At 70.4% G+C, this 21,775-nt stretch carries 18 protein-coding genes and 1 tRNA gene; 9 read left to right on the top strand and 10 right to left on the bottom strand.

Going from position 1 to position 21,775, the window contains the following annotated elements; all coding sequences use genetic code 11:
• The first annotated feature begins 52 nt into the window (after positions 1 to 52).
• The gene (locus Psi02_RS28560) at positions 53 to 505 is read left to right on the top strand and encodes a DUF5990 family protein (protein WP_203978941.1); all 453 of its coding nucleotides are present in this window, start codon (positions 53 to 55) and stop codon (positions 503 to 505) included.
• 10 nt (positions 506 to 515) lie between these two features.
• On the opposite strand, the gene Psi02_RS28555 is transcribed toward Psi02_RS28560, so the two are convergent.
• The 4 genes from Psi02_RS28555 to Psi02_RS28540 all read right to left on the bottom strand — a co-directional run bounded on the left by Psi02_RS28555 (position 516) and on the right by Psi02_RS28540 (position 8,618).
• Positions 516 to 2,726 (bottom strand): acyltransferase family protein, encoded by a 2,211-nt coding sequence (locus tag Psi02_RS28555; protein ID WP_203978940.1) that lies wholly within the window; start codon positions 2,724 to 2,726, stop codon positions 516 to 518.
• A 1,097-nt stretch (positions 2,727 to 3,823) separates the two neighbouring features.
• Positions 3,824 to 7,321 (bottom strand): DNA polymerase III subunit alpha, encoded by a 3,498-nt coding sequence (locus Psi02_RS28550; RefSeq protein WP_203978939.1) that lies wholly within the window; start codon positions 7,319 to 7,321, stop codon positions 3,824 to 3,826.
• A gap of 37 nt (positions 7,322 to 7,358) precedes the next feature.
• The gene (locus tag Psi02_RS28545; protein WP_203885581.1) at positions 7,359 to 7,625 is read right to left on the bottom strand and encodes a DUF6504 family protein; all 267 of its coding nucleotides are present in this window, start codon (positions 7,623 to 7,625) and stop codon (positions 7,359 to 7,361) included.
• A 255-nt stretch (positions 7,626 to 7,880) separates the two neighbouring features.
• Positions 7,881 to 8,618, bottom strand: a complete 738-nt coding sequence (locus tag Psi02_RS28540) for a GntR family transcriptional regulator (RefSeq protein ID WP_203978938.1) — start codon at positions 8,616 to 8,618, stop codon at positions 7,881 to 7,883.
• Between the two features lie 137 nt (positions 8,619 to 8,755).
• Here Psi02_RS28540 and Psi02_RS28535 point away from each other — a divergent pair, with 137 nt between their 5' ends.
• From Psi02_RS28535 to Psi02_RS28510, 6 genes are all read left to right on the top strand, one after another.
• Positions 8,756 to 9,886 carry an ABC transporter substrate-binding protein gene (locus Psi02_RS28535; RefSeq protein ID WP_203978937.1) on the top strand — a complete coding sequence of 377 codons (1,131 nt, stop codon included), beginning with the start codon at positions 8,756 to 8,758 and terminating at the stop codon, positions 9,884 to 9,886.
• The gene (locus tag Psi02_RS28530; RefSeq protein WP_203978936.1) at positions 9,886 to 10,767 is read left to right on the top strand and encodes an ABC transporter permease; all 882 of its coding nucleotides are present in this window, start codon (positions 9,886 to 9,888) and stop codon (positions 10,765 to 10,767) included. Before Psi02_RS28535 ends, Psi02_RS28530 begins: the two co-directional genes overlap by 1 nt.
• Positions 10,755 to 11,645 (top strand): ABC transporter permease, encoded by an 891-nt coding sequence (locus Psi02_RS28525; RefSeq protein ID WP_203978935.1) that lies wholly within the window; start codon positions 10,755 to 10,757, stop codon positions 11,643 to 11,645. Before Psi02_RS28530 ends, Psi02_RS28525 begins: the two co-directional genes overlap by 13 nt.
• Positions 11,642 to 12,721 carry an ABC transporter ATP-binding protein gene (locus Psi02_RS28520; RefSeq protein ID WP_203978934.1) on the top strand — a complete coding sequence of 360 codons (1,080 nt, stop codon included), beginning with the start codon at positions 11,642 to 11,644 and terminating at the stop codon, positions 12,719 to 12,721. The genes Psi02_RS28525 and Psi02_RS28520 overlap by 4 nt, the downstream gene beginning before the upstream one ends.
• A gap of 16 nt (positions 12,722 to 12,737) precedes the next feature.
• On the top strand, positions 12,738 to 13,391 hold the full coding sequence (locus Psi02_RS28515; protein WP_203978933.1) for an HAD family hydrolase: 654 nt from the start codon (positions 12,738 to 12,740) through the stop codon (positions 13,389 to 13,391).
• A 91-nt stretch (positions 13,392 to 13,482) separates the two neighbouring features.
• Positions 13,483 to 14,442 carry a quinone oxidoreductase family protein gene (locus Psi02_RS28510; protein ID WP_203978932.1) on the top strand — a complete coding sequence of 320 codons (960 nt, stop codon included), beginning with the start codon at positions 13,483 to 13,485 and terminating at the stop codon, positions 14,440 to 14,442.
• A 202-nt stretch (positions 14,443 to 14,644) separates the two neighbouring features.
• Here Psi02_RS28510 and Psi02_RS28505 read toward each other — a convergent pair whose 3' ends face one another.
• The 6 genes from Psi02_RS28505 to Psi02_RS28480 form a co-directional block, all read right to left on the bottom strand.
• Entirely contained in the window at positions 14,645 to 15,397 is a 753-nt protein-coding gene (locus tag Psi02_RS28505) for an SHOCT domain-containing protein (RefSeq protein WP_203978931.1), read from the bottom strand.
• Positions 15,398 to 15,480: 83 nt separating this feature from the next.
• Entirely contained in the window at positions 15,481 to 16,533 is a 1,053-nt protein-coding gene (locus tag Psi02_RS28500; protein ID WP_203978930.1) for a PucR family transcriptional regulator, read from the bottom strand.
• Complete coding sequence (locus Psi02_RS28495; RefSeq protein ID WP_203978929.1) at positions 16,533 to 17,333, bottom strand: ABC transporter permease; 801 nt, start codon at positions 17,331 to 17,333, stop codon at positions 16,533 to 16,535. The genes Psi02_RS28500 and Psi02_RS28495 overlap by 1 nt, the downstream gene beginning before the upstream one ends.
• A complete protein-coding gene (locus tag Psi02_RS28490; RefSeq protein WP_203978928.1) occupies positions 17,314 to 18,219 on the bottom strand; it encodes an ABC transporter ATP-binding protein in 906 nt (301 codons plus the stop codon). Before Psi02_RS28490 ends, Psi02_RS28495 begins: the two co-directional genes overlap by 20 nt.
• Positions 18,220 to 18,522: 303 nt before the next feature.
• Positions 18,523 to 19,476, bottom strand: coding sequence for a cobalamin biosynthesis protein (locus Psi02_RS28485; protein WP_373317693.1), 954 nt, complete (start codon positions 19,474 to 19,476; stop codon positions 18,523 to 18,525).
• Positions 19,477 to 19,680: 204 nt separating this feature from the next.
• Entirely contained in the window at positions 19,681 to 20,436 is a 756-nt protein-coding gene (locus Psi02_RS28480; RefSeq protein WP_239095231.1) for a phosphotransferase, read from the bottom strand.
• Positions 20,437 to 20,639: 203 nt separating this feature from the next.
• On the opposite strand from Psi02_RS28480, the gene Psi02_RS28475 reads away from it, so the two are divergent.
• Positions 20,640 to 21,611 (top strand): Gfo/Idh/MocA family protein, encoded by a 972-nt coding sequence (locus Psi02_RS28475; RefSeq protein ID WP_203978925.1) that lies wholly within the window; start codon positions 20,640 to 20,642, stop codon positions 21,609 to 21,611.
• Between the two features lie 59 nt (positions 21,612 to 21,670).
• Positions 21,671 to 21,744 (top strand) — tRNA-Arg (locus Psi02_RS28470).
• Positions 21,745 to 21,775: the final 31 nt, after the last annotated feature.

Raw genomic sequence — 21,775 nt, 5'->3', positions numbered from 1 at the left:
CGGTTAAGGCGGTCGGTTAGCGGGCGGTCGTCCCGAGGCGGATGATTGCGGCGTGTGGATCCACATCGAAGCGTCGGACCTGCCCGGCCGCACGTGCCCGCCCGGTGACGGCTTCCCCGGCTACTCCGGCATCCATGTCGGCGTCCAGCGGCGGGACCGCCGCGACGAACCGCTCGACCTCCATCCCGGTGACGCGACCTCGGCGGCCTGGACGCTGGAGTGCACAGTTGCCCCCACGCCGGGCGGCGTCGACCTCAGGGGTCCCCACATCCAGGGCCGTCCCGGCGGCCGGTTCATCTACCTGTCCTGGGGCACGGTCGACGACGCGGGCGTCTTCAGCATGTTCCGCCGGGCGAAGCTGATGCTCGACGCCGTCGACGCGGAGACCGTCGACGCCGCGGTCCGCTCAGGACGGCTCCTCGGGCGCCTCCGGCTCACCGACGGCAAGGGCGAGCCGCTCTGCGCCGCCGTACGGCCTCCGCGCATCGAATGGACCGCCGGCTGAGGCGGGCGCCTCAGCTCGCTCCCGGCTGATACGTGGCGGGAAGTTTCGCCTTCGACAGGGCCGCGGCAAGCTGCGCGGTCAGCGACTTGACGTACGTCGCCGTGATGTGCGACCCCTGGCGGTAGACGAGCACGTTGCCGATCACGGGCGCGCACCGCTCGGCGGGACAGATGGCGTCGAACAGGTCGACGATCCGCACGTTCGGCTGGCCCTTGACGGCCAGATGCTGGGTGGGCGCCGCACTCCCGGCATATCGCGCGCGGTCGAACGCGCAGGCCGACAACTTCTCGGGGTTCTTCTCCACACACTCGTAGACGTTGATGCCGGGGGGCGCGTTGTCGGCCACCACCACGACCTTCGTCCCCAGCGACGTGAGCTCGGACCAGGCGCCACGCAGACCGGCGGTCATGGCCTTCTGGGTCTCCTTGCCGCCGGCGTCGAGCGCGTTGCCCTGTCCCTGCGAGGTGATCACGAAGTCCGGCGGGTCCGACTTCAGCCGCCGGCGCACCTCATCGGTCCAGTCGCGGCACGACTGGTACGGCTTGCCGTCGTATCGGGTCGTCGCCAGGGAGAAGGCGCACGCGGACTTGAAGTACGTGACCACATGCCAGCCGTTCTGTTCGGCGATCGGCTGCAACGCCGGCATCCACTGGACCATCTTGGAGTCGCCGACCACGGCCACGTCGACCTGTCCGCCCCGGTCTCCGTATTCGCAGGTGGCCACCTCGGTCTTGTTCGTGACCTGCTGACATCCGTCGGCGTACGCCGCCGGGACGTCGGCCGCCGCCTCGGCGGGAGTCGGTGTCATCCACGCGACGTGGTCCACCACGGCTCCGGCCGGGGCGTCACGCGGCTTGTCACCGAGGACCGCCGCGCCCTGCGCGACGGCACCGGCCGGCGCCTGCGAGGCCGTGACGCCCAGCAGCAGGACCAGGCCGGCGGCCACGCCCACGAGGGTGAAGTTGACGCCCATGCTGAGAGCGAGCCGCGACGAGCGTGCGATGGCCGCGGAGTGCCGGAGGGGGTTCTCCACGGCGCGGGCGGTCAGCCAGGCCGGGATGATCGAGACGCCTGCCACGATCAGGCCGCGCGTCGTCGACAGCCCGCCCAGGTATGCGGTCGCCGCCACGAGCAGCGGCCAGTGCCACAGGTAGAGCGAGTACGACAGGCCGCCGATCCAGCGGAGGGGCCGCAGAGCGAGGAGCGACGCCGGCCCTCCTCTGGTCACCGAGAATCCGGCCGCGATGACCGCCGCGGCTCCGATCGTCGGCAAGGCGGCGGCGTAGCCGGGCCATGGCGTCTCGGTGGTGATGAGCAACCCGGCCGCGGCGATCGCGGTCAGACCGCCCCAGCCGACGCCGATCGCCAGGCCGCGTGGCAGCCGGGTGAACGCCCCCGCGGCGAGGGCCACCGCCGCGCCGATGCCCAGTTCCCACATGCGGGTGGTCGTCTCGAAGTACGCGCGGGCCGGGACGTTCGCCGTCTCGCTCAGCGACCAGGCGAACGACGGGATGATCACCAGGGCGAGCCCCACCCAGAGCGTCGGCTTCCTCCCCCTGCGCATCATCTTCGCGACCACGATGGCGGCGAGGATCAGCAGCGGCCACACCAGGTAGAACTGCTCCTCCACCGCCAGCGACCAGAAGTGCTGCACCGGAGAAGGCTGGGAGTCCTCGGCCAGATAGTCCACCGACCGGTCGGCGAAACGCCAGTTCACCACGTAGAGAGCCGAGCCGACGATGTCCCCGCCGATCTCGTTCCACCGCGTCGACGGAATGAAGAAGCGTGCCAGCACCGCGGTCACCAGCAGGACGATGCCCGCGGCCGGCAACAGCCGCTTCGCCCGCCGGGCGTAGAACCGGACGAGTGAGATCGTCCCGGTCCTGCCCATCTCCGACACGAGCTGAGTGGTGATCAGGAATCCCGAGATGACGAAGAAGACGTCGACGCCGACGAATCCACCGGGAAGGAAGGAGACTCCCGCGTGGTAGAGCAGCACCAGCCCGACGGCGACCGCGCGGAGCCCTTCGATGTCGCCGCGGAAACGGCTCGAAGGTCTCTCGTCCGCTCCGGAGGGCGCACCCTCGGGAGCGGTCATCGATGCCGCGGCACGGCCGGAGGGCCCCTCCAGCAGCAGATGCCCTGGCGAAGCGGGTTCCGAGTCCCCGCCTGCTCCGGGGATGCGGCTCGGCGAGGTCTCCCGGCTGCTCAGTGTGATCACCCATCTGCAGTGAAATTGTCAGACATCGCGTAGTCGGCCCGTTTTGGCTAGATACATACGCGCTTGTGGCTAGGCGGCAGCATAGTGGCCGCTCTGGGCGTCCAGTGGGGACATCGTCCCGTGGACGCCGTGGGCACGAGCCGACGGTGACGGGTCCGGACAGCGCGTCGGCCGGCGAGTGTCCCCTCCGGCGCCCGGCCGGACGACTTCACCTGATTAAGAGGATCACTGACGGGATAGGAGTGAGACAAGTTCCGCGCACGCCGGGGGGAGAATCACATGTGGTCGACCTCGTCACCCGTGAGCCGTGCGGCCTCCGGCGTGTATGCCTGGCTCACGCTCCAGGTCGTCGCGATGGCCGCGCTGGTGGTCTTCGAAGAGGCCCGTGGGCACCGGCTGGCCCAGCAGATCGCCGGATTCGGCGGAAACCCCGACGCGCCCGGAGCACGTCAGGTGGCGGGCGCGGTGACGGTGTTCGCGATCCTGATGATGGCGCTGACCATCGCGACCATCGCGGCGGGAGCGGCCTATCTGACCTGGCTGCGTCGCGCCCTGCCCGGCGCCTCCCGGCTGGGGATCGTCGCGGCCTGGTTCGTGCCCGTGGTCAACCTGGTGGCCCCGCTCGTCCTGGCCGACCGCGCCTGGCGCGACGCCGGCGAGAGCGGAGCCTCCCGCGACGGAGGGGGCCGCACCGGGATCACCTGGAGCGACGCCGGTCGGCGGCCCGCCGGGGCCGGCCAGGACGGCCGCGCCCGCTGGCTCCTCCTTGGGGCCTGCTGGTGGGCGAGCTGGCTGGTGGCGCTGTTCCTGGTGTTCGTACGGCCAGGGCACGCCGGGCTGACCGGCGCGGGCCTGCCCCAGTTGGGCGCCACGATCGTCGCCGCCATTCTCTGCGCGGCCACCGTCCGGGAGATCACCGTTCTCGGGGAGACCAGGCGCTCGCCGATGGCTCGTGACCACCAGTTCCCTGAGCTCCGGGAGCGGCGGCTCCAGGCCCGTCCGCCGGCGCATCACTCGAGCTACGTCTTCTCGTCGAGCTCCGGCCCGAACTCCGGCCCGAGTTCCGGCCCGAACGCGGAGCCCGCCGTCCGAGACCGTCACCGCCCGGGCGCCGGGCCGGAGCTGCCCGAGCTGGCATGCCAGAGCCGGCGCTGGGGCTCCGCCGGATGGCCGCGGATCCGTCCTTCCCGCGCCCCGGGAGTCGGCCCGATATCGGAGTAGGGCGAGAGCCGGAAGCCGTTGCCGTACTCGATGGGCCGCCCGCCCACACCCGTGCCGGAAGAAGGCGGCTCGTTCAGCACGGCGCGGACGGCGCCGATGCCCTCGGCCCGCCACAGCCGGTCGAGGTCGTGCAGGTTCCAGCAGTGGACGGCCCGCAGCGAGACGGCCCTCCCACCGGTGCGCCTGACCACACCCCGGGCCAGCAGGAGCCACGACCCGAACACCGTGGCCGCGGTGTGCGCCTGCACCGACTCGAAGAACGTCAGGTCGATCGGGCCGGTCGAGTCGTCGAGTGTCGCGAAGATGACCCGCTGACCCGAGCGCACGGCCGGGGTCTGGGTGGCCACCTTCACCCCCGCGACCAGGATCTCCGCCCCGTTGCGCCGCTTCAGCAGGTCCTTCGACCTGGTCACGCCGATGGCGTCGAGAAGCTCGTCGTGGAAGCCGATCACGTGACGGCTGACGTCCATGCCGAGGATCGACAGCTCCGCCTCGACCGCCTCGGCCTCGGTCATCTCCGGCAACTCCCCCGGCGTGACCTGCTCGGTGAATCCCATCGGAAGCTGCACGGCCGCTCCGGACGCGCTCACGCCCGTCGAGGACGCCCGGTCCAGGGCGCCCACCTGGGCGATCAGGTCGCGCCGCGTCAGCTCGCCGGGACGCCATCGGGGCTCGCCCGGCCGCAGGCCGTACAGCGCGTCGAGGCCGCCGACCTCGACGATCCGCTCGGCCGTCGGACGCGAGGGGCGGGCCCGTTCCCAGAAGTCGGCCATCGAGGTGTACGGCCGGCCCGCGACCATCCGGTCGACCTCCGCGTCGCTCGCCCCCTTGACCGCGGAGAACGGCACACGCAGGCCGTACCCGCGCCCGATCTCACCGATCCTGAGCTCGCCCGGCCGGCCGGGCGCGACGGGACCCGTCCGCTCCACGAGCCATTCCCGGCCCGAGCGGTTGATGTCCAGCGGAAGGATGTCGACCCCGCACTGGCGGGCCTCGTCGAGGATCACGCGGTTGGGGTACATGCCGGGCTCGTGAGTGAGCACTCCGGCGAAGAAGGCGGCCGCGTGGTGCCGCTTGAGCCAGGCCGACTGGTAGGTGGGCAGCGCGAACGCCGCCGCGTGCGCCTTGCAGAACCCGAACCCGCCGAACGCGTCGAGCACCTTCCACGCCTTGTCGACCGCGGCGGCGTCGAAGCCTTTCTTCCGGGCGAGCGGCACGAACCACGACCGGACGACCTCCCGGCCCGCCGGGGTCCCGAGGGTGCGGCGCATCTTCTCCGCGAACGACAGGTCCTCCCCCGTCATCACATGGATGATCTTCAGGACCTGTTCGTGGAAGACGACCACCCCGTTGGTCTCCCGGAGCGCATCCCTCAGCCTCTCGTGCGGGTAGTACGGCTCGCGGTAGCCGTGCCTGGCCTCCAGGTAGGGGGTGACCATGTCGGAGTTGACCGGCCCCGGCCGGAACAGCGAGATGTCCACGATCAGGTCGTGCATGGTCCGGGGCTCGAGCTTGGCCACCAGCTCCCGCTGGCCCGGCGACTCGATCTGGAAACAGCCGAGCGTGCGGCCGATGCGGATCATGTCGTAGGTGGGCTGGTCGTCATGGGGGACGGCGTCCAGGTCGATCTTCCGGCCGTCGACCCTCTCGATCTCCCGCAGCGAGTAGGCCAGCGACGACTGCATGCGCACGCCGAGCACGTCGAGCTTGAGCAGGCCGGCCTCCTCGACGTCGTCCTTGTCGAACTGCGACATCGGGAAGTCGAGCAGGCTGCGCTCCACGGGCGTCCGGTCGCGGAGGGTGGAGTTGCCGATCAGCACCCCGCACGGGTGGAGCGCGATGTGCCGGGGCAGCCCGTCGAGCCTCTCCGCCAGCCGGAACATGTTCTGCAGCGACCGGTCGTTCAGCCCGCTGTCGCGCAACTCGGGCAGGTCGGACAGGGCTGCGCGGATCTGCTTGGCCCTGACGTGCGGGAACGCCTTGGCGATGACGTCGATCTCATGCGGCGGCAGGCCCATGGCCGCTCCCACGTCGCGGAGCGCGCTGCGGGCGCGGTAGGTCTCCATCATGGAGACGCAGGCCACGCGCGTCTCGCCGTACCGGCCGAGGATGGCCCGGTAGCAGTCGAGGCGGCGGGCGGACTCCACGTCGACGTCGATGTCGGGCAGGCCGCGGCGCCCCTCGGAGAGGAAACGCTCCATCAGCAGGCCGTGCTCGAGGGGGTTCACCTCGCCGATGCCGATGAGATGGTTGACCAGGCTGCCCGCGCCGGAGCCCCGGATCGCGCAGCGGATGCCCATCGAACGGATCATGTCCGTGATGCCAGCCACTGAGATGAAATATCCGGACAAGCGCTTCTTCTCGATGATGTCCAGCTCGGCGGCGAGACGGTCCCTGGCGTCGCGCGAGCGGGCCATGCCGCGGTCGATCAGCCCGTCCTCGCACCGGTGCCGCAACAGCGGGACCGGATCCTCGCCGATCTCCGGCAGGTGCAGCCGGGGGTCGTCCTCGTCCAGGAGCGGGACGATCTCGACGGGGTCCAGCCGGCAGTCGTCCGCGACGCGGCGTGTCTGCTCCAGCAGACGGGCCGCCCGGTCGGAGTCTCCCCCGCAGATCTTGAAGGCGACGCGGGCCATCTCGCCGCCGTCCTTCAGGTAGGCGTGCGCGGTGGGGTTCTCGACGTGCCGCGTGTGCAGGGGCACGAGCTTGCGTGCCGCGTCGAGCACGTTGCCGACCTGGTGCCCGGCGGCGTCGAGGTAACGCACCGCGTTGGTGAGCACGGCGGGCACGCCCATCGAGCCGGCCAACGCGAGCATGCGGGTGGCGACGTTCGCGTCGTGGTAGCCGAACAGGTCGGACAGCTCGACGACCAGGCCGGGCACCACGGAGCGCCAGGCGGCCAGCAGGGACCTGGCCTGGTCGTCCCGCCGCTCCGCGACCGCGCGGCCGACGCCGGAACGCGGGCCGAGCAGCACCACCAGCCGGGGGTCCCCGTCGGGACCCGTCGCGTGCTCGGCCACCATCCCCGGCGTCACGTACGGCTCGCCCCGCTCCCCCACGTGGTGGGCCGCGGTGACCAGACGGCACAGGGCGGCCCAGCCGCCGGAGCGGGCGAGCACGACGATCCGCGCCGGGTCGTCCCCCGGCCGGGCCGGTCGCGTCTCGGTCGCGAGGTCGACGCCGACGATCGGGGCGATGCCGTCGGCATGGCACGCCTGGATGTGCTTGACCGCGCCGTAGAGACCGTCGCGGTCGGTCAGCGCGAGGGCGTCCATGCCCTGCTCGGCCGCTCTCCGGACGAGGGCGCCGGGGAAGGCCGTGCCGTACCGGAGCGAGTAGGCCGAGGCCACGTGCAGATGGGTGAAGGAGGTCATCAGAGCCCCCCTGATCGGAAACCCCGGATCGTTCCCATCAGTCCCAGGCCCTCAGGAGGAGCCAGCCGCCGCTCGCGGTGTCGAAGCGCAGTTCGTAGGTGCCGACGTCCCTGCCCGCGGCGGCCTCGAGCCGCCAGAACCGCCGCTCTCCGGGGTCGGCGTCGTTGGTCTTCCACCATTCGCGCGCGACCACCCAGTGGTCCTGCACCTGCCGTACGGCGTAGAGCCGGTCCCGCCAGACGAACTGAGCAGGTTGACCGTCCCGGACCCACACCTCGATCGGATCACCGTAGAGTCTGCTCAAGACGTCTTCTCCCTGTGGCTCCACTGCCACCCGGGGGAAGACGGGCGGATCAATCGGACAGAATGCCCGCTACTTCGAACATACGTTCCCAGGAGATCGAACGCAAGTCGCCACATCGACGGCGCGCGTCCCGAAGGACGCCGTTCACTCGAAAAGCCGGAGCCCGCCCGGCACGCCCGTTCCAGTGCCGTTCACAGGACACCGTCGCGCGGTTCCGGGTTCGGCCTGCCGCGGATCTTCCGGCCCGGCGGCGCGTCAATCTCCGGCCCTGCGGACCAGGGAGTTCGCGGTCGTGGAGTTCCGGATGCTGAAGGTGACGCTGCCCGCCCGATAACGGTCGTCGGAGCACTCGACCGGGCGCCCCTCCTGGCTCGTGGTCGTGCGCCGCTGGCGCAGCAGGGGGCTGCCGCGGCGGACGCCGAGCAGCCGCGCGTCCTCGGCCCCCGCGGCGACGGCGTCGATCAGGTGCTCGCCGTAGGCGAAGACGAGGCCGACCGCCTCGTAGAGCTCCTGGGTGACGGACTCGCAGGCCGGGTCGAGCTTCTCCACGGCCGGGGCGATCCAGTTCGCGTAAACGGTCCGCTCCACCAGGACGGGCTCACCGTCGAGACGGCGAAGCCGGACCACGACGAGAACCTCCTCGCCCGGCGTGATCGCGAGCCGTACCGCCTCAGACGGGGTGGACGGACGGCGGTGGGAGTCCAGCACGAGACCGCCGGCCTGGTGGCCGACCGAGCGCGCCCACTGGGCGAAGCTGTGCAACTCGGCGAAGCTCTGGCTGCGCTCGCTGCCGAGCACGATCCGCCGCGCACCCTGACGGGTGCCGACGAGCCCTTCCGCGACCAGTACGGCGACGGCCTGGCGGACCGTTCCGCGTGCCGCGTTGAAACGGGAGGCCAGCTCAGCCTCCGTGGGGAGCTGAGTCCCGATCGGATGGTCGCCCCGGATGATCGCGTCCCGCAGTTCTCCCGCGATGTGTTCATAACGCGCCATCGTTCCGGTACCTCTCCGTTCACATTATTGACATCAATGTGCGACTTACTGGTCTCGCTTGTTTGTACAAGTTGCTTTAGGTTCGATCCACATATCTCAGTGGGAGGCACCCGTTGTCCACTCGTATCGCCGGCGTTATGGCCGCGCTAACCGTAGCCACCCTGACAGCCGCCGCATGCGGCTCCGCACCGAAGTCGGACACGACGACCACTTCCGGTGGCACCGGCCCCAGCGCCGCCACGGCGACCTCCGCCGCGGACCTCGGCGGACTCGACAAGCTGGTTGAGGCCGCGAAGAAGGAAGGCCAGCTCAACGTCATCACCCTTCCGCCGGACTGGGCGAACTACGGTGAGATCATCCAGGCCTTCACGACCAAGTACGGTATCAAGGTCAACAGCGACAACCCCGACGGCTCCAGCCAGGACGAGATCAACGCCGTCAAGACCCTCAAGGGCCAGGACCGCGCCCCCGACGTTCTCGACCTCGGCCCCGCCTTCGCCCTGAGCGGCGCGCAGGAAGGCCTGTTCGCCAACTACAAGGTGCAGAGCTGGGACAAGATCCCCGACGGCCAGAAGGACACCAACGGCGCCTGGTTCTACGACTACGGCGGCTACGTCTCCATCGGCTGCGACGCCAAGAAGGTCACCACCTGCCCGGCGACCTTCGCCGACCTGCTGAAGCCCGAGTACAAGGGCAAGGTCGCCATGAACGGCGACCCGACCAAGTCGGGTTCGGCCTTCGCCGGCGTCTACGCCGCCTCGCTGGCCAACCAGGGTTCCTTCGACGACATCCAGCCCGGCCTCGACTTCTTCAAGAAGCTCAAGCAGTCCGGCAACTACAACCCCGTCGAGTCCACCCCTGCCACGGTCGAAAAGGGCGAGACGCCGATCAGCATCGACTGGGACTACCTCAACGCGAGCTACTCCAAGGAGTTCGCCGGCAAGGGCGTCGACTGGAAGATCACCATCCCGACCGACGGCAAGTACGCCAGCTACTACGCCCAGGCGATCAACAAGTCGGCTCCCCACCCCGCGGCCGCCCGCCTGTGGGAGGAGTTCCTCTACAGCGCCGAGGGCCAGAACCTGTGGCTGAAGGGCTACGCCCGCCCGGTGCTGCTGCCCGCGATGCAGGCCGACGGCAGCGCCGACGCCACCCTGGTGGCCCAGCTTCCCCAGGTCGACGGCACCCCGACCTTCCCCACGCCTGAGCAGGTCGACAAGGCCAAGGCGGCCCTGGCGAGCGGCTGGGGCGCGGCGGTCTCCGGCTGATGACGGTCCAGTCCCCCGTCCATACCGCTCCCGCCGCCGCCGGCGGCGGGAGCCGCCCGAAGAAGTCGAAGAGCTGGCTCGCGACCGTGCCGCTGCTGGCCTTCGTCGTCCTCGTCTTCGGCGTACCCCTCGTGATCATCCTTGGCGGGACGTTCAGCCGGGAGGGCACGCTCAGCGCCGCGAACGTCACCGACTCGCTGCAGGGCGCCTACCTCACCGCCCTGCTCGGAAGCGTGAAGCTTTCGGCGCTCGTCGCGGTCGTCGGCGCGCTGCTGGGCACGTTCCTCGCCCAGGCCGTGGTCACCTCGCGGTTCCGGCTGCTGCGCGAGGCGGTGCTCACGGCATCGGGAGTGCTGTCCAACTTCGGCGGCATCCCCCTCGCCTTCGCCTGGATCGCCACCCTCGGCAACTCCGGCGTGGTCACCTCCGCCCTCGGCCTCGACTCGGCCGGGTGGAGCCTGTACAACTTCTGGGGCCTCGCCCTGGTCTATCTGTACTTCTCCATCCCGCTGATGGTCGTCGTGGTCGTGCCGGCACTGGACGGCCTGCGCCCGCAGTGGCGTGAGGCGGCCCAGAACAACGGCGCGAACACCTGGCAGTACTGGCGGCACGTCGGGATCCCGGTGCTGACGCCGACGCTGCTCGGCGGGGTCGTCCTGCTGTTCGGCGGCGCCTTCGCGGCCTACGCGACGGCGGCGGCGATGGTCGGAGGGACCGTCCCCCTGGTCACCCTCCAGATCGCCAACGCGCTGTCCGGCAACGTCCTCATCGGCCACGAGAACGTCGCGCTGGCCCTCAGCCTGGACATGATCGTCGTCGCGGGGCTCGTCATGGCGGTCTACCTGCCGCTGCAGCGAAGGAGTGCCCGATGGCTGCGCTGACTCCCGCGGGCCCGATGGCTCCGATGACTCCCCCGGCCATCGCCGCGGAACCCGGCGGCAAGGCCGGCAGGCCACGCCGGATCCGGGTGTGGCGCGGCGTGGTCCTCCTGGTGGCAGCGGTCTACTTCCTGGTCCCGCTGATCGCCTCGTTCACGTTCACCGTCAAGGATTCCAGCAAGGGCTTCACGCTGGACGCCTACGGGCAGATCCTGTCGGCCGAGGGCTTCGGCAAGTCGCTGCTGCTCTCGCTCGGGCTCGGCGTCGCCACGATCGTGGTGGTCCTGCTGCTGACGTTGCCCGCCATGCTGGCCGTACGGCTCGGCCTGCCGAAGCTGAAGCCGATCCTGGAGATCCTCTGCACGCTCCCCCTGGTCGTGCCGCCGATCACCTTCGTCGCCGGTATCACCACGATCCTGCAGTGGGGACCCGACCATCTGGCGGACACCCCGTTCTTCCAGACCATCATCGCGGCGCAGAATCCCGACTTCCCCGTGGTGCTGGTGCTGGCCTATGTCATCCTGGCGCTGCCGTTCGTCTACCGGGCTCTCGACGCGGGGCTGGGCGCTCTCGACGCGCGCACCCTCGTGGAGGCGGCCAGGAATCTCGGCGCCTCGTGGCCGCACCTGCTCTTCCGGGTGATCGTGCCCAACCTGAGGTCCGCCCTGGCCAGTGCGTCCTTCCTCACGCTGGCGCTCGTCCTCGGAGAGTTCACGATCGCGTCGCTTCTCCACTACCAGACCTTCCCCGTCTGGATCTACACGATCTCCGGCTCGCAGGCGCAAGTCTCCGTGGCCGTCTCGGTGTTCAGCCTCCTGATCACCTGGCTGCTGCTGCTCGCCCTGTCGTCCGCCGGCGCTAGGCAAAGGAGTGGCTCATGAACGGGGCCAAGGTGGAGCTGCGCGGGCTGCGCCGGAATTTCTCCGGCACCACCGCGCTGGACGGGCTGGATCTCACCATCGAGCCGGGCGAGCTGATCGCCCTGCTCGGGCCGTCGGGATGCGGCAAGACCACCGCCCTGCGGTGCGTCGCGGGTTTCGAGCAGCCGGATGAGGGCGCCGTGCTGGTCGACGGCTCCGACATCACCCGGGTGCCCGCCAACCGGCGTGACGCGGGCATGGTCTTCCAGTCGTACAGCCTCTTCCCGAACCTGAGCATCCGGGAGAACGTGGCCTTCGGCCTGCGGGTCCGCAAGGTCGCCGCCGCGAAGCGGCACGCCCGCGCTCAGGAACTGCTGGAACTGATCGGCCTGCCGCAGATCGGTGAGCGGTACCCGCACCAGTTGTCGGGTGGACAGCAGCAGCGGGTGGCGCTCGCCCGTGCGCTGGCCCTGGAGCCGCGCGTGCTGCTGCTCGACGAGCCGCTGTCCGCGCTCGACGCCAAGGTCAGGGTCACCCTCCGCGAGGAGATCCGGCGGCTGCAGCTCTCGCTCGGCATCACGACGATCTTCGTGACGCACGACCAGGAGGAGGCCCTGTCCATGGCCGACCGGGTCGCCGTGCTGCGCGCGGGCCGCCTGGAGCAGGTGGCCGACCCGGCGACGCTGTACGACCGGCCCGCGACGGCGTTCGTGGCGGAGTTCGTCGGCACGATGAACCGCATTCCCGGCAAGCTGTCCGGGCGTACGGTGACCGTCCTCGGTCAGGACCTGCCCGTGGAGGGCGACGTCCCCGCGACGTCCGACGTCGAGGTGCTCGTCCGCCCGGAGACCGTGATCGTCACACCGGACCCGAGCTCCGAGGCGATGATCCTGGTCTCCTCGTTCCGCGGGTCGACCTCACGGCTGCGGGTCCAGCTCGGCGACCTCGAGATGCTCGCCGACGTGCCCGGTCACGACACCGTACGGCTCGCGCCCGGCACTCGCGTGCGGGTCGAGCTCGTGGAACGGCCCGTACTGGTCTCGGCGTCCTCGGACGTCGCGGCGGCGGTTCCGGTCCCCGAGCACGATGTCGTCTGAGCCACCGAAGCCGTCCATGGAGTTGGGTGCCGTCCTGTTCGACATGGACGGCACCGTCGTGGACACCGAGGGACTGTGGTGGGCGGCCTGCTTCGAGGTCGCCCTCCACCTCGGGTCCGCCCTGGCGGCTTCAGATCAGCATGCCCTGCTCGGCCTGTCGATCGAGGACGCCGCGGAGCGCCTCGTCCGGATGGCCGACGGCGCACCGGCGCGACGGGAGGTGGAGAGCATGATCACCAAGGCCTTCACCGTCCGGGTCGAGGCCGGCGTCACCGCACTGCCGGGAGCGCTCCCGTTGCTCGACTCACTGAAGGCGGCGGGAGTGCCGACGGCCCTGGTCAGCGCGTCTCCCCGGCGGATCGTCGACATCGTGCTGGAGACGATCGGCGCCCACCGGTTCGAGTTGTCGATCGCGGCCGAGGAGAGCGCCAGGAACAAGCCGGCGCCCGACCCCTACCTGACGGCCGCGAGGAAGCTCGGGGTCGATCCGGAGGGCTGCGTCGCGGTGGAGGACAGCCCCACGGGGGTGGCCTCGGCCCGCGCCGCCGGTTGCGCGGTCATCCTGACGGGCGGCGCGGAGGCCGCGGTACCCGCGGGGGTGGCCAGGGTGTCCACGCTGGAGAGTGTGGACCTGCCGCTGCTGCGGCTGCTCGTGTCGCGCCGCGACTGAACGGATCCCGGGGGCGGGAACGCGGGAACAACCGGTGACGTGACGCCGGTTGGGCATGATCATAGGTGAAGCCTGCAGACAGGAGTCGCACATGCGTGCCGTCGTCGTTCCCTCCCACGGCGATTCGTCGGCCATGGAAGTGACCGAGGTCCCCGATCCGGTGCCCGGGCCGGGAGAGGTCCTCGTCGAGGTGGCCGCGAGCGGGGTCAACTTCATCGACGTCTATCACCGCGAGGGCCGCTATCCCCTGCCGCCGCCGCGTGTGGTCGGCTCCGAGGGCGCCGGCACGGTGTCGGCCGTCGGCGACGGCGTGACCGACATCGTGGTCGGCGACCGGGTGGGATGGGTCAACATCCTCGGCTCCTACGCCGAGAAGGCCGTGATCCCCGCGGCGAGGGCGATCGTGCTGCCCGACGGGGTGTCTCCCGACGTGGCGGCGGCCGTGCTCCTCCAGGGGCTCACCACCCACTACCTCACGCACTCGACGCACGAGATCCAGCGGGGCGACGACGTGCTCGTGCACGCGGCGGCGGGCGGGATGGGCCTGCTGCTGACGCAGGTGGCCAAGCTGCGCGGCGCGCGGGTCCTCGGCACGGTGTCCACCGCCGAGAAGGAGAAGCTCGCGCGGGCGGCCGGCGCCGACGAGGTGTTCGGCTACGACGGCTTCGCCGAACGCGTCAAGGATCTCACCGGCTCCGGCGTCCACGTCGTCTACGACGGCGTCGGCGCCGCCACCTTCGAGGGCTCCCTTGCGTCGCTCCGGCCGCGCGGTCTGCTCGCCCTCTACGGGGCGGCCAGCGGACCGGTCCCGCCGTTCGACCTCCAGCGGCTGAACCAGGCGGGCGGCCTGTTCGTCACCCGGCCCTCTCTCGGCTGGTACACCTCGACCCGCGAGGAGTTGCTCGCGCGGGCGGACGAGCTGTTCGGCTGGGTCGCCTCGGGCGCGCTGAAGGTGCACGTCTCCGAGCGGTATCCGCTCGAGGACGTCTGTCGTGCGCACGACGACCTGGAGGCCCGCCGTACGACCGGCAAGGTGCTGCTGATCCCCTAGCCGCCCGGCCGGGAGGGCGGTCATCGGTGAGCACGCCCTCGCGGGCCTCACGGCGTCACGAGGTCACGAGGTCACGAGGTCACGGCGTCACGGCGTCACGTGGCCGCGTGGAAGATCAGCACGCCGAGGTAGACGCCGCCGGCCACGGCGACGACGTGAAGGACGATCGACAGCACACGGACAGCGGTGGTGTTCATCGGTGTCATCCGTTCAGCAGGCGCTTCTTGGCGGCGGAGTACTCGGCCTCGTCGAGCCGCCCCGCCTCGCGCAGGGCGGCCAGCCGTTCGAGCTCGCCCACGAGGCCGGACGGCGGGCTCGGCTCAGCGGAGGCCGGGGCGGACGGCCGGTGATCGTGTCCGTCCCACTCCTGCTCCCGCTCCCTTTCCCTGCCCCTGTCCCGGTCACGGTCACGGTCACGGTCATGGTCTCCGGGGAGCTCGACGCTGGTGATCCAGCGGACCTCCCCGGGGCGTGGGACGTTCCCGGGTGGCGCCGCCTCCGGTGGGGCGACACCCCAGAAGACGCGCCGGGCCGCGTCACGCTTCGCCAGGAGCAGCAGCGGGAGGCCGCCCATGAGGATGAACACCACGGCGCAGACCATGAAGCCCCACTCGACGCCGAGCTCGGGATCGATCGCCGAATCGAGGAAGGCCCAGCCGAGGCTCAGGAACAGCGCCGGCCATGCCAGCACGACGAGCCTCGGGCCCACGGGAAGGAGATTAGCCGCGTAGACGCCGAGCGCGGCCAGGCCGCCCACGATCGAGACGGGGACGATCCAGGAGATGCCCGTCGGGCAGGGCGTCTCGACGACGTACGGCCCGCCGGACCCGCAGCTGCCGCCGATCGACATGACCGCGCTTGAGCCGAGGTAGAGCAGGGTGAGCGCGCAGCTCAGCGCGCCGAGCCCGATGAGCAGCCCGATGGACCGCCGGATGAGCCGGAGGGGGGTGAGCATGGCACGAATATAAGACAGGAACGGGCGGCCGCACGGGGGCATGATCCTGTTTCGATCTGCGGCATCCGATTACAGCATCCGATCTACGGCAGCGGCTGGGCGGGCCACTCCAGCAAACGGGCTCCGAGCACCGCCGTCTCCAGGGTGAACCGCTGCGTGGGGTCGGTCGGGGAGAACCCCGTCAGCCTGCGGATGCGCTCCAGCCGGTAGGTGATGGTCCGGGTGCTGATGCCCAGCCTGCGCGCGGCGGCGGTGTGGTTCCCCTGGGACGCGAAGACCGCCTCCAACGTCTCCAGCAGGGCCTCGGGCCCGCCGCGAGCCTTGGTGAGCGGCTCGAGCACGGTGGAGACGAGGTCGACGATCGCGCTCCTGTCCCGGAGCAGGACGGGGAAGACGAGCAGGTCCGCGGCCTTCAGCACCTGTGGGCGGAGGCCGAGCCGCTCGCCGAGCTCGATGGCTCCGGCGGCCTCCTGATAGGAGGTGACGATCCCGCCGGGACCCGAGTGCGGTCTGCCCACACCCGCCCGCCAGGTCGTCAGCGCCGACCGCACGTGGTGGACGAACTCGCCTCCGGCCGCGCTCAGCGAGCCCGGGGAGACGCACACGAGCAGGCCGTCCCGCGCGGCCACCAGGATGTTGTGCGAACCGAACCTGGCGATCAGAGCCTGCTCGATCCTCCGGATCAGCGGGTCTCCTCCGGCCAGGGGCCTGTCGGCCTTGACGACGGTCGCCATGTAGGCCTCGGCCAGGCGCAGCCCGAAGTGCTCGGCCCGCCGGGCGTCGGCCCGGCCCTGCAACAGGTCGGCGACGAACTCGCGGCGGCCTTCCTCCTCCTTCCTGATGGCCGTGAACTGCGCCTCCTCGTAACCCTCCGCGAAGGCCGCCATGCTCCGCCGTACGGCGCCGAAGGCACCGCCCGCCGTGAGCTCGGCGGCGTGCAGGCAGGCGTCGGCGAGCACGCGCAGGGGGATGCCGCGCTCGGCGGCGAGCGCGCCGCAGGCCCTCAGGTCGTCCACTTCGGCCCGGCCGGGTAACCGTCCGGTCGCGGCCGTGGCCGCGAGCACCGAGAGGTACCCGCCGAGAAGGTCGGCGGGCACCCCGGTCGCCTCACTAACCCGAGCGAGAACGTCGTCCATCAGACCCCTACGTCACGCCGCTCGAAGGCGAGCATCGCCGTCATCGCGAGCACGGCGGTCGCGCCGAGGAGCACGAGGTAGTCCCCCACCGGCCAGCCCTGGAAGACCGGCCGGCCGTCCAGGTAGTAGTGGAACGGAGAGACCCAGCGCAGCCACGAGATCGCATCGACGCTCTTGCCGAGCGTCTCGATCACGTAGCCCCCGACGGCGTAACCTCCGCCCACGGCGAGCGCGAGAGCCCTCTTGCCCGTCGCGGCGCCCAGGGCCAGCGTCAGCGTGCCGAAGAAGAAGGCGATCAGGAACAGCCCGGCGTGCGCGGCGACGATGTTGCCCGCCGGCACCTTGAGGTCGCCCACCGCCGACAGTGCCAGAACCAGGACCATCGTCACCAGCGCGACGGCCAGCAGGCCGAGCGCGAAGGCCGCCCAGCGCTCCAGGACGAGCCGCCTGCGGTCGATCGGCAGCGTCATCGTGAGCTCCAGCGTCCCCTCCTCCTCGGGGACGGCGATCGCCCGGGTCCCGAGGGTCATCGCGAACATGATCAGGAGCAGCGGGACGAGGAGCTGGTAGACGACCGTCTGGAGGTAGCCGGTGCCCGACGCGATGTCGGCGAGCCCGCCCATGAGGTCCTTCAGCGGGCCGGGGTACTTCGACAGGGCGGCCTGCTGGTAGAACTCCGGATTGCTCCGGATGCTCGGATAGATCGACAGGTAGAGCGACAGGAAGGCCGAGATGCCGATCAGCCACCCGATGACGCTCCGGCGGTAGTCACGGAGGGTCTTACGCACCAGCGTGGGCACGGGGGGCCTCCTCGCTGTAGTAGGTGAGGAAGATCTCTTCGAGGTCGGGCTCGGAGCTGACCATGTGGACCACGGTGAACTTCGCCGCGGCCTTGATGAGGGCGTCCGGCCGGCCGTCGATCGTGCAACGGAGGCTCGCGCCCGCCACCACGACGTCCCGCACGCCGGGCAGACCCTCGAACGCCTCCGGGGGCACAGGCGCGTCGAAGTGGAACTCGACGTGGCGGACCGCCCGCTCCCGCAGGGCCGCGACGTCCTCCACCGCGACCAGGCGCCCGCCGCGGACGATGCCGACGCGGTCGGCCACGTTCTGGACCTCGGCCAGCACGTGGGACGACATCAGCACGGTACGGCCGGCCGTACGGACCTCTCTGACCATGGTCAGGAACTCCTGCTGGACCAACGGGTCGAGGCCGCTCGTCGGCTCGTCGAGGATGAGCAGCTCCGGCTCGTGCATGAACGCCTGGATGAGGCCGACCTTCTGCTTGTTGCCCTTGGAGAGCTGGCCCATCCTGATCGACAGGTCGGCGTCCAGCCGCTCGGCGAGCTCGTCGATCCGGCCGCGGCTCACCCCGCCCCGGACGTCGGCCATGAAGTTCAGGAAGTCATGGGCCCTGTCCCGCCCTTCGAGCGCGAGCTCGCCGGGAAGGTACCCGATCCGGGCGCGCACGGCGGTGTCGCGGGTGTCCGCCCCGAGCACCGTCGCCCGGCCGGAGGTCGGCCGGATCACGTCGAGGAGCAGCCGGATCGTCGTCGTCTTCCCCGCGCCGTTGGGCCCGAGATATCCGAAGACCTCCCCCGGCTGGATCTGGAGGGTGAGGTCCTCCAGGCCCTTGCGCCTGCCGTAGAACTTGGTCAGCCCTTCGGCCTCCACCACTGCTGTCATGCTCGCCATGTTCCTGCCACGGCCCGGCACGGCGATATGCCCAAGGTCGGATAACTCGGCAGCCGATTCCCTTCCCACATCCGGCAACCCCCCTCTCTTTGGGCGTGATCATGCACAGCGGCGTGATCACGCACAGCGGCGTGATCATGCACAGGTTCGGCGATGCGCCTCGCGACCTGCGCGTTTCCTTGCCGTGATCATGCACACTTTCGGAAACCTCTGCCCTGACCTGGGCGTTCACGATTCGTGATCATGCACGCTTTCGTCGACGTGCCTCGTGACCTGGTGTTTCACCGGTCGTGATCATGCATCACGGTTCGTACAGCGCAGCAGCCTCGCGCCCACCGCCAGCGCCACCGCCGAGTACGACACCGCCCGGGCCAGCCGTACAGACCTGCGGACATCCGCCACCGCGGGTCGCGGGCCGTCACCCAGCTCGGGGCGATGCTCCACGCGGCCGCCGTAATTGTTGGCGCCGCCGAGCCGTACGCCGAGCGCGCCGGCGAAGGCGGCCTCGCACCGCCCGGCGTTGGGGCTGGGATGGCGGTGTCCGTCGCGCCGCAGCACGGCGAGCGCGCGGCGGGGGGAGCCGTCGACGACCGGGGCGAGGGCGGCCGTGAGCAGGCCGGTCAGCCGCGCGGGCACGAAGTTGGCGACGTCGTCGAGCCGCGCGGACGCCCAGCCGAACCGGTTGTAACGCGGCGACCGGTGGCCGACCATGGCGTCCAGAGTGTTAATCGCACGGTAGGCCACCAGGCCGGGCACGCCCGCGACCGCTCCCCACACGAGCGGCGCGACGACGGCGTCGGAGGTGTTCTCGGCGATCGACTCGACGGTCGCCCTGGCGAGCTCCTCGGCATCGAGACCGGCGGGGTCGCGGCCGCACAGGTGCGGCAGCCGTTCGCGGGCGGCGCGGAGATCGCCCGACTCCAGAGAGCCGGCCATGTGCGCGCCCTCTTCGGCCAGGGTCGTCCCCCCGAGGACGGCCCAGGTCGCGGCGGCCGTGACGGCCGTACGCGCGAGAGGACGCGAGCGGGTCAGCCGGTCGGCGAGTAGCCCGAGGCCTCCGACGGCACCGACGCAGATCACGGTGAACGCCGTTCCAGCAAGCCTTGAGTCGCGATATATGCGCTTTTCCAGGGCGGAGACGCGGCTGCCGAACACCGCCACCGGATGGCCGCGCCGCGGATCTCCCACGACCGCGTCGACCGCCGCGCCCAGAAAGATCCCTGCCGTCGTGCCACTTCCCCTGATCACCTGGGCATTCTGGCGCATTCCCGTCTCTGTACGGCATGCGGGGAGGGGCGCGTGCATGATCACGGCGAGGGTTCGCCCAGGTCGGTGGGCGCGTCCGCGAAGGTGTGCATGATCACGACAGGTGAAACACCAGGTCGTGAGGCAGGTTTCCGAAGGTGTGCATGATCACGACGGGGGGTGCGGGGGTGGGGGTGGGGGGTGGGATCAGATGAGGTGTTGGTGGAGGGCGTCCTCATTGGCGTCGAGCCAGCGGGCGGCCCTTCTGATCCGCTGACCCGCACCCTCTTCCCACGTGCGCGCCCAGCCTCCGCCGCGGGTCTCCGCCTTCTCGCGCATCGCCAGGTAGGACCGGTCGAACCGGGTCCTGGCCGTCTCCACCAGCCGCAATCTGTCGCGCGGGGCCAGGCCGTACGCGTCGCAGAACAGCCGCAACCGCGCACCGACGTCGAGGCCGCGCTGGAGCGGGTCTCGATCGAGCGGGTCGGCGATCGGCGCCCAGTGCCGCAACGTGGTGACCACGTCGAACAGCCGGGTCGTCGGCCGCGCCAGGTCGAAATCGATCAGCGCGTACGGCACAAGCCGCGCCTGCCCAGCGGGAGAGGGCTCCTCGCGGAAGACGACGTTCGCGGGAGTGACGTCGCAGTGGCCGACGAGTTCGGGATCGTCGTCGAGAGCGGAACCGTCCTCCCAGACCGCCCCGGAAGCCGGTTCGAAGGAGGCGGCGGCGTCGTGGAACCTTCGCAGGAGACCGGCGAGCGCGACGAGAGTGGCGTCGCTCACGGCATAGCCCGGAAGGGGACGTGCGGGGACCTCACCCTGGACATAGGAGAGGATCTCCGTCTGCCCTTCGACGCCGAGCACGCGGGGCGCCCCGGCGAACCCGGCCGATTCGAGGTGCCGCAGCAGCGCGTGGACCGACGCCGAGCAGTCCCTCATCGGGCGCCGGACACTGGCACCCACCCGCAGAACTCCTTCGGTGATTTCACCGCCGAGGAAGACCGCCGAAGGAGTCGAACGCACGACCATAGCGATTCACCTTAGCGGTGAGGATCTGGCCTTGCCCCCATTTCGGTCACACCTTTTCGGCATGTTCTGATGGTCCATGCCGGAAATATCGATCACTGGTCACATCCCGGTGAGAATCGGCATTTAAGATGATCCGCGTGCGAATCGGAACGCTCGGAGCCGCCCGGATCACCCCGTCCGCCTTGATCAAGCCCGCGAAGCTGGTGCCGGGCGTCGAGGTCGCGGCAGTGGCCGCCCGAGACCGATCACGCGCCGAAGCATTCGCCGCCAAACACGCCATACCGGTGGTCCACGAGTCCTACGAGGCCCTGATCGCCGACCCGTCGATCGACGCGGTCTACAACCCGCTGCCGAACGCCCGGCACGCCGAATGGACCCTCCGGGCGCTGGAGGCCGGCAAACACGTGCTGTGTGAGAAGCCGCTCGCGTCGAACGAGTCCGAGGCCAGGTCGGTGGCCGAAGCGGCCGACAAGCACGGACTCGTCGTGATGGAGGCCTTCCACTACCGGTATCACCCGCTCGCCGACCGGATGGTGTCGATCGTCGGGGAGCTCGGCGAGATCAAGCAGATCGAGACGTGGCTCTGCTTCCCGCTCCCCCGCTTCTCGGACATCCGGTATTCACTGCCCCTCTCCGGCGGGGCGCTCATGGACGCCGGATGCTACGCCGTCCACCTGGCGCGTCTTCTGGGCGGCGGAGAGCCGACCGTCCGGGCGGCGCGGGCGTTGCTGCGCTCGCCGGGGGTGGATCGGGCGATGTCGGCCTCGCTGGAGTTCCCTTCAGGGGCGACCGGCCGGGTCAACGCCTCGTTGTGGTCATCACAGCTGCTGAAAATCTCCGCCAGGGTGGTCGGATCGCGCGGGCAGATGCGCGTGTTCAACTTCATCGCCCCCCAGGCCTTCCACCGACTGTCGTACACGGTGGACGGCGTCACGAAGCGGGAACGGGTGGCCGGCGAGGCGACGTACACCTACCAGCTCCGCGCGTTCGTATCGGCCGTGGAGACCGGGGAGGGCAACCTCACGCCCCCGTCCGATTCGATCGCCAACATGGCGGTCATCGACGAGATCTACCGCAAGGCAGGACTGGCCCCGCGCGGCACGATCTGACCCTCCGGCCGAATACCAGTTGTTCAGGCACTCGTGGGATCATGCAGAATTAGGCACGAGCGCCCTTAGCTCAGCCGGATAGAGCATCGGACTTCTAATCCGACGGTCGCAGGTTCGAATCCTGCAGGGCGCGCTCCCCAGACCAGCCCAGATGCGCTCTGAGC

It is taken from the genome of Planotetraspora silvatica, assembly GCF_016863315.1.
Classification (GTDB): domain Bacteria; phylum Actinomycetota; class Actinomycetes; order Streptosporangiales; family Streptosporangiaceae; genus Planotetraspora; species Planotetraspora silvatica.
This window is presented reverse-complemented; position numbering and strand designations above follow the sequence as displayed.

Excerpts from the sequence above, each read along its gene's own strand:
- Psi02_RS28550 (WP_203978939.1), bottom strand. The coding sequence starts at position 7,321 with ATGACCTCCTTCACCCATCTGCACGTGGCCTCGGCCTACTCGCTCCGG.
- Psi02_RS28510 (WP_203978932.1), top strand. The coding sequence starts at position 13,483 with ATGCGTGCCGTCGTCGTTCCCTCCCACGGCGATTCGTCGGCCATGGAA.
- Psi02_RS28530 (WP_203978936.1), top strand. The coding sequence starts at position 9,886 with ATGACGGTCCAGTCCCCCGTCCATACCGCTCCCGCCGCCGCCGGCGGC.
- Psi02_RS28505 (WP_203978931.1), bottom strand. The coding sequence starts at position 15,397 with ATGCTCACCCCCCTCCGGCTCATCCGGCGGTCCATCGGGCTGCTCATC.
- Psi02_RS28535 (WP_203978937.1), top strand. The coding sequence starts at position 8,756 with ATGGCCGCGCTAACCGTAGCCACCCTGACAGCCGCCGCATGCGGCTCC.
- Psi02_RS28490 (WP_203978928.1), bottom strand. The coding sequence starts at position 18,219 with ATGACAGCAGTGGTGGAGGCCGAAGGGCTGACCAAGTTCTACGGCAGG.
- Psi02_RS28515 (WP_203978933.1), top strand. The coding sequence starts at position 12,738 with ATGGAGTTGGGTGCCGTCCTGTTCGACATGGACGGCACCGTCGTGGAC.
- Psi02_RS28500 (WP_203978930.1), bottom strand. The coding sequence starts at position 16,533 with ATGGACGACGTTCTCGCTCGGGTTAGTGAGGCGACCGGGGTGCCCGCC.
- Psi02_RS28540 (WP_203978938.1), bottom strand. The coding sequence starts at position 8,618 with ATGGCGCGTTATGAACACATCGCGGGAGAACTGCGGGACGCGATCATC.
- Psi02_RS28525 (WP_203978935.1), top strand. The coding sequence starts at position 10,755 with ATGGCTGCGCTGACTCCCGCGGGCCCGATGGCTCCGATGACTCCCCCG.
- Psi02_RS28520 (WP_203978934.1), top strand. The coding sequence starts at position 11,642 with ATGAACGGGGCCAAGGTGGAGCTGCGCGGGCTGCGCCGGAATTTCTCC.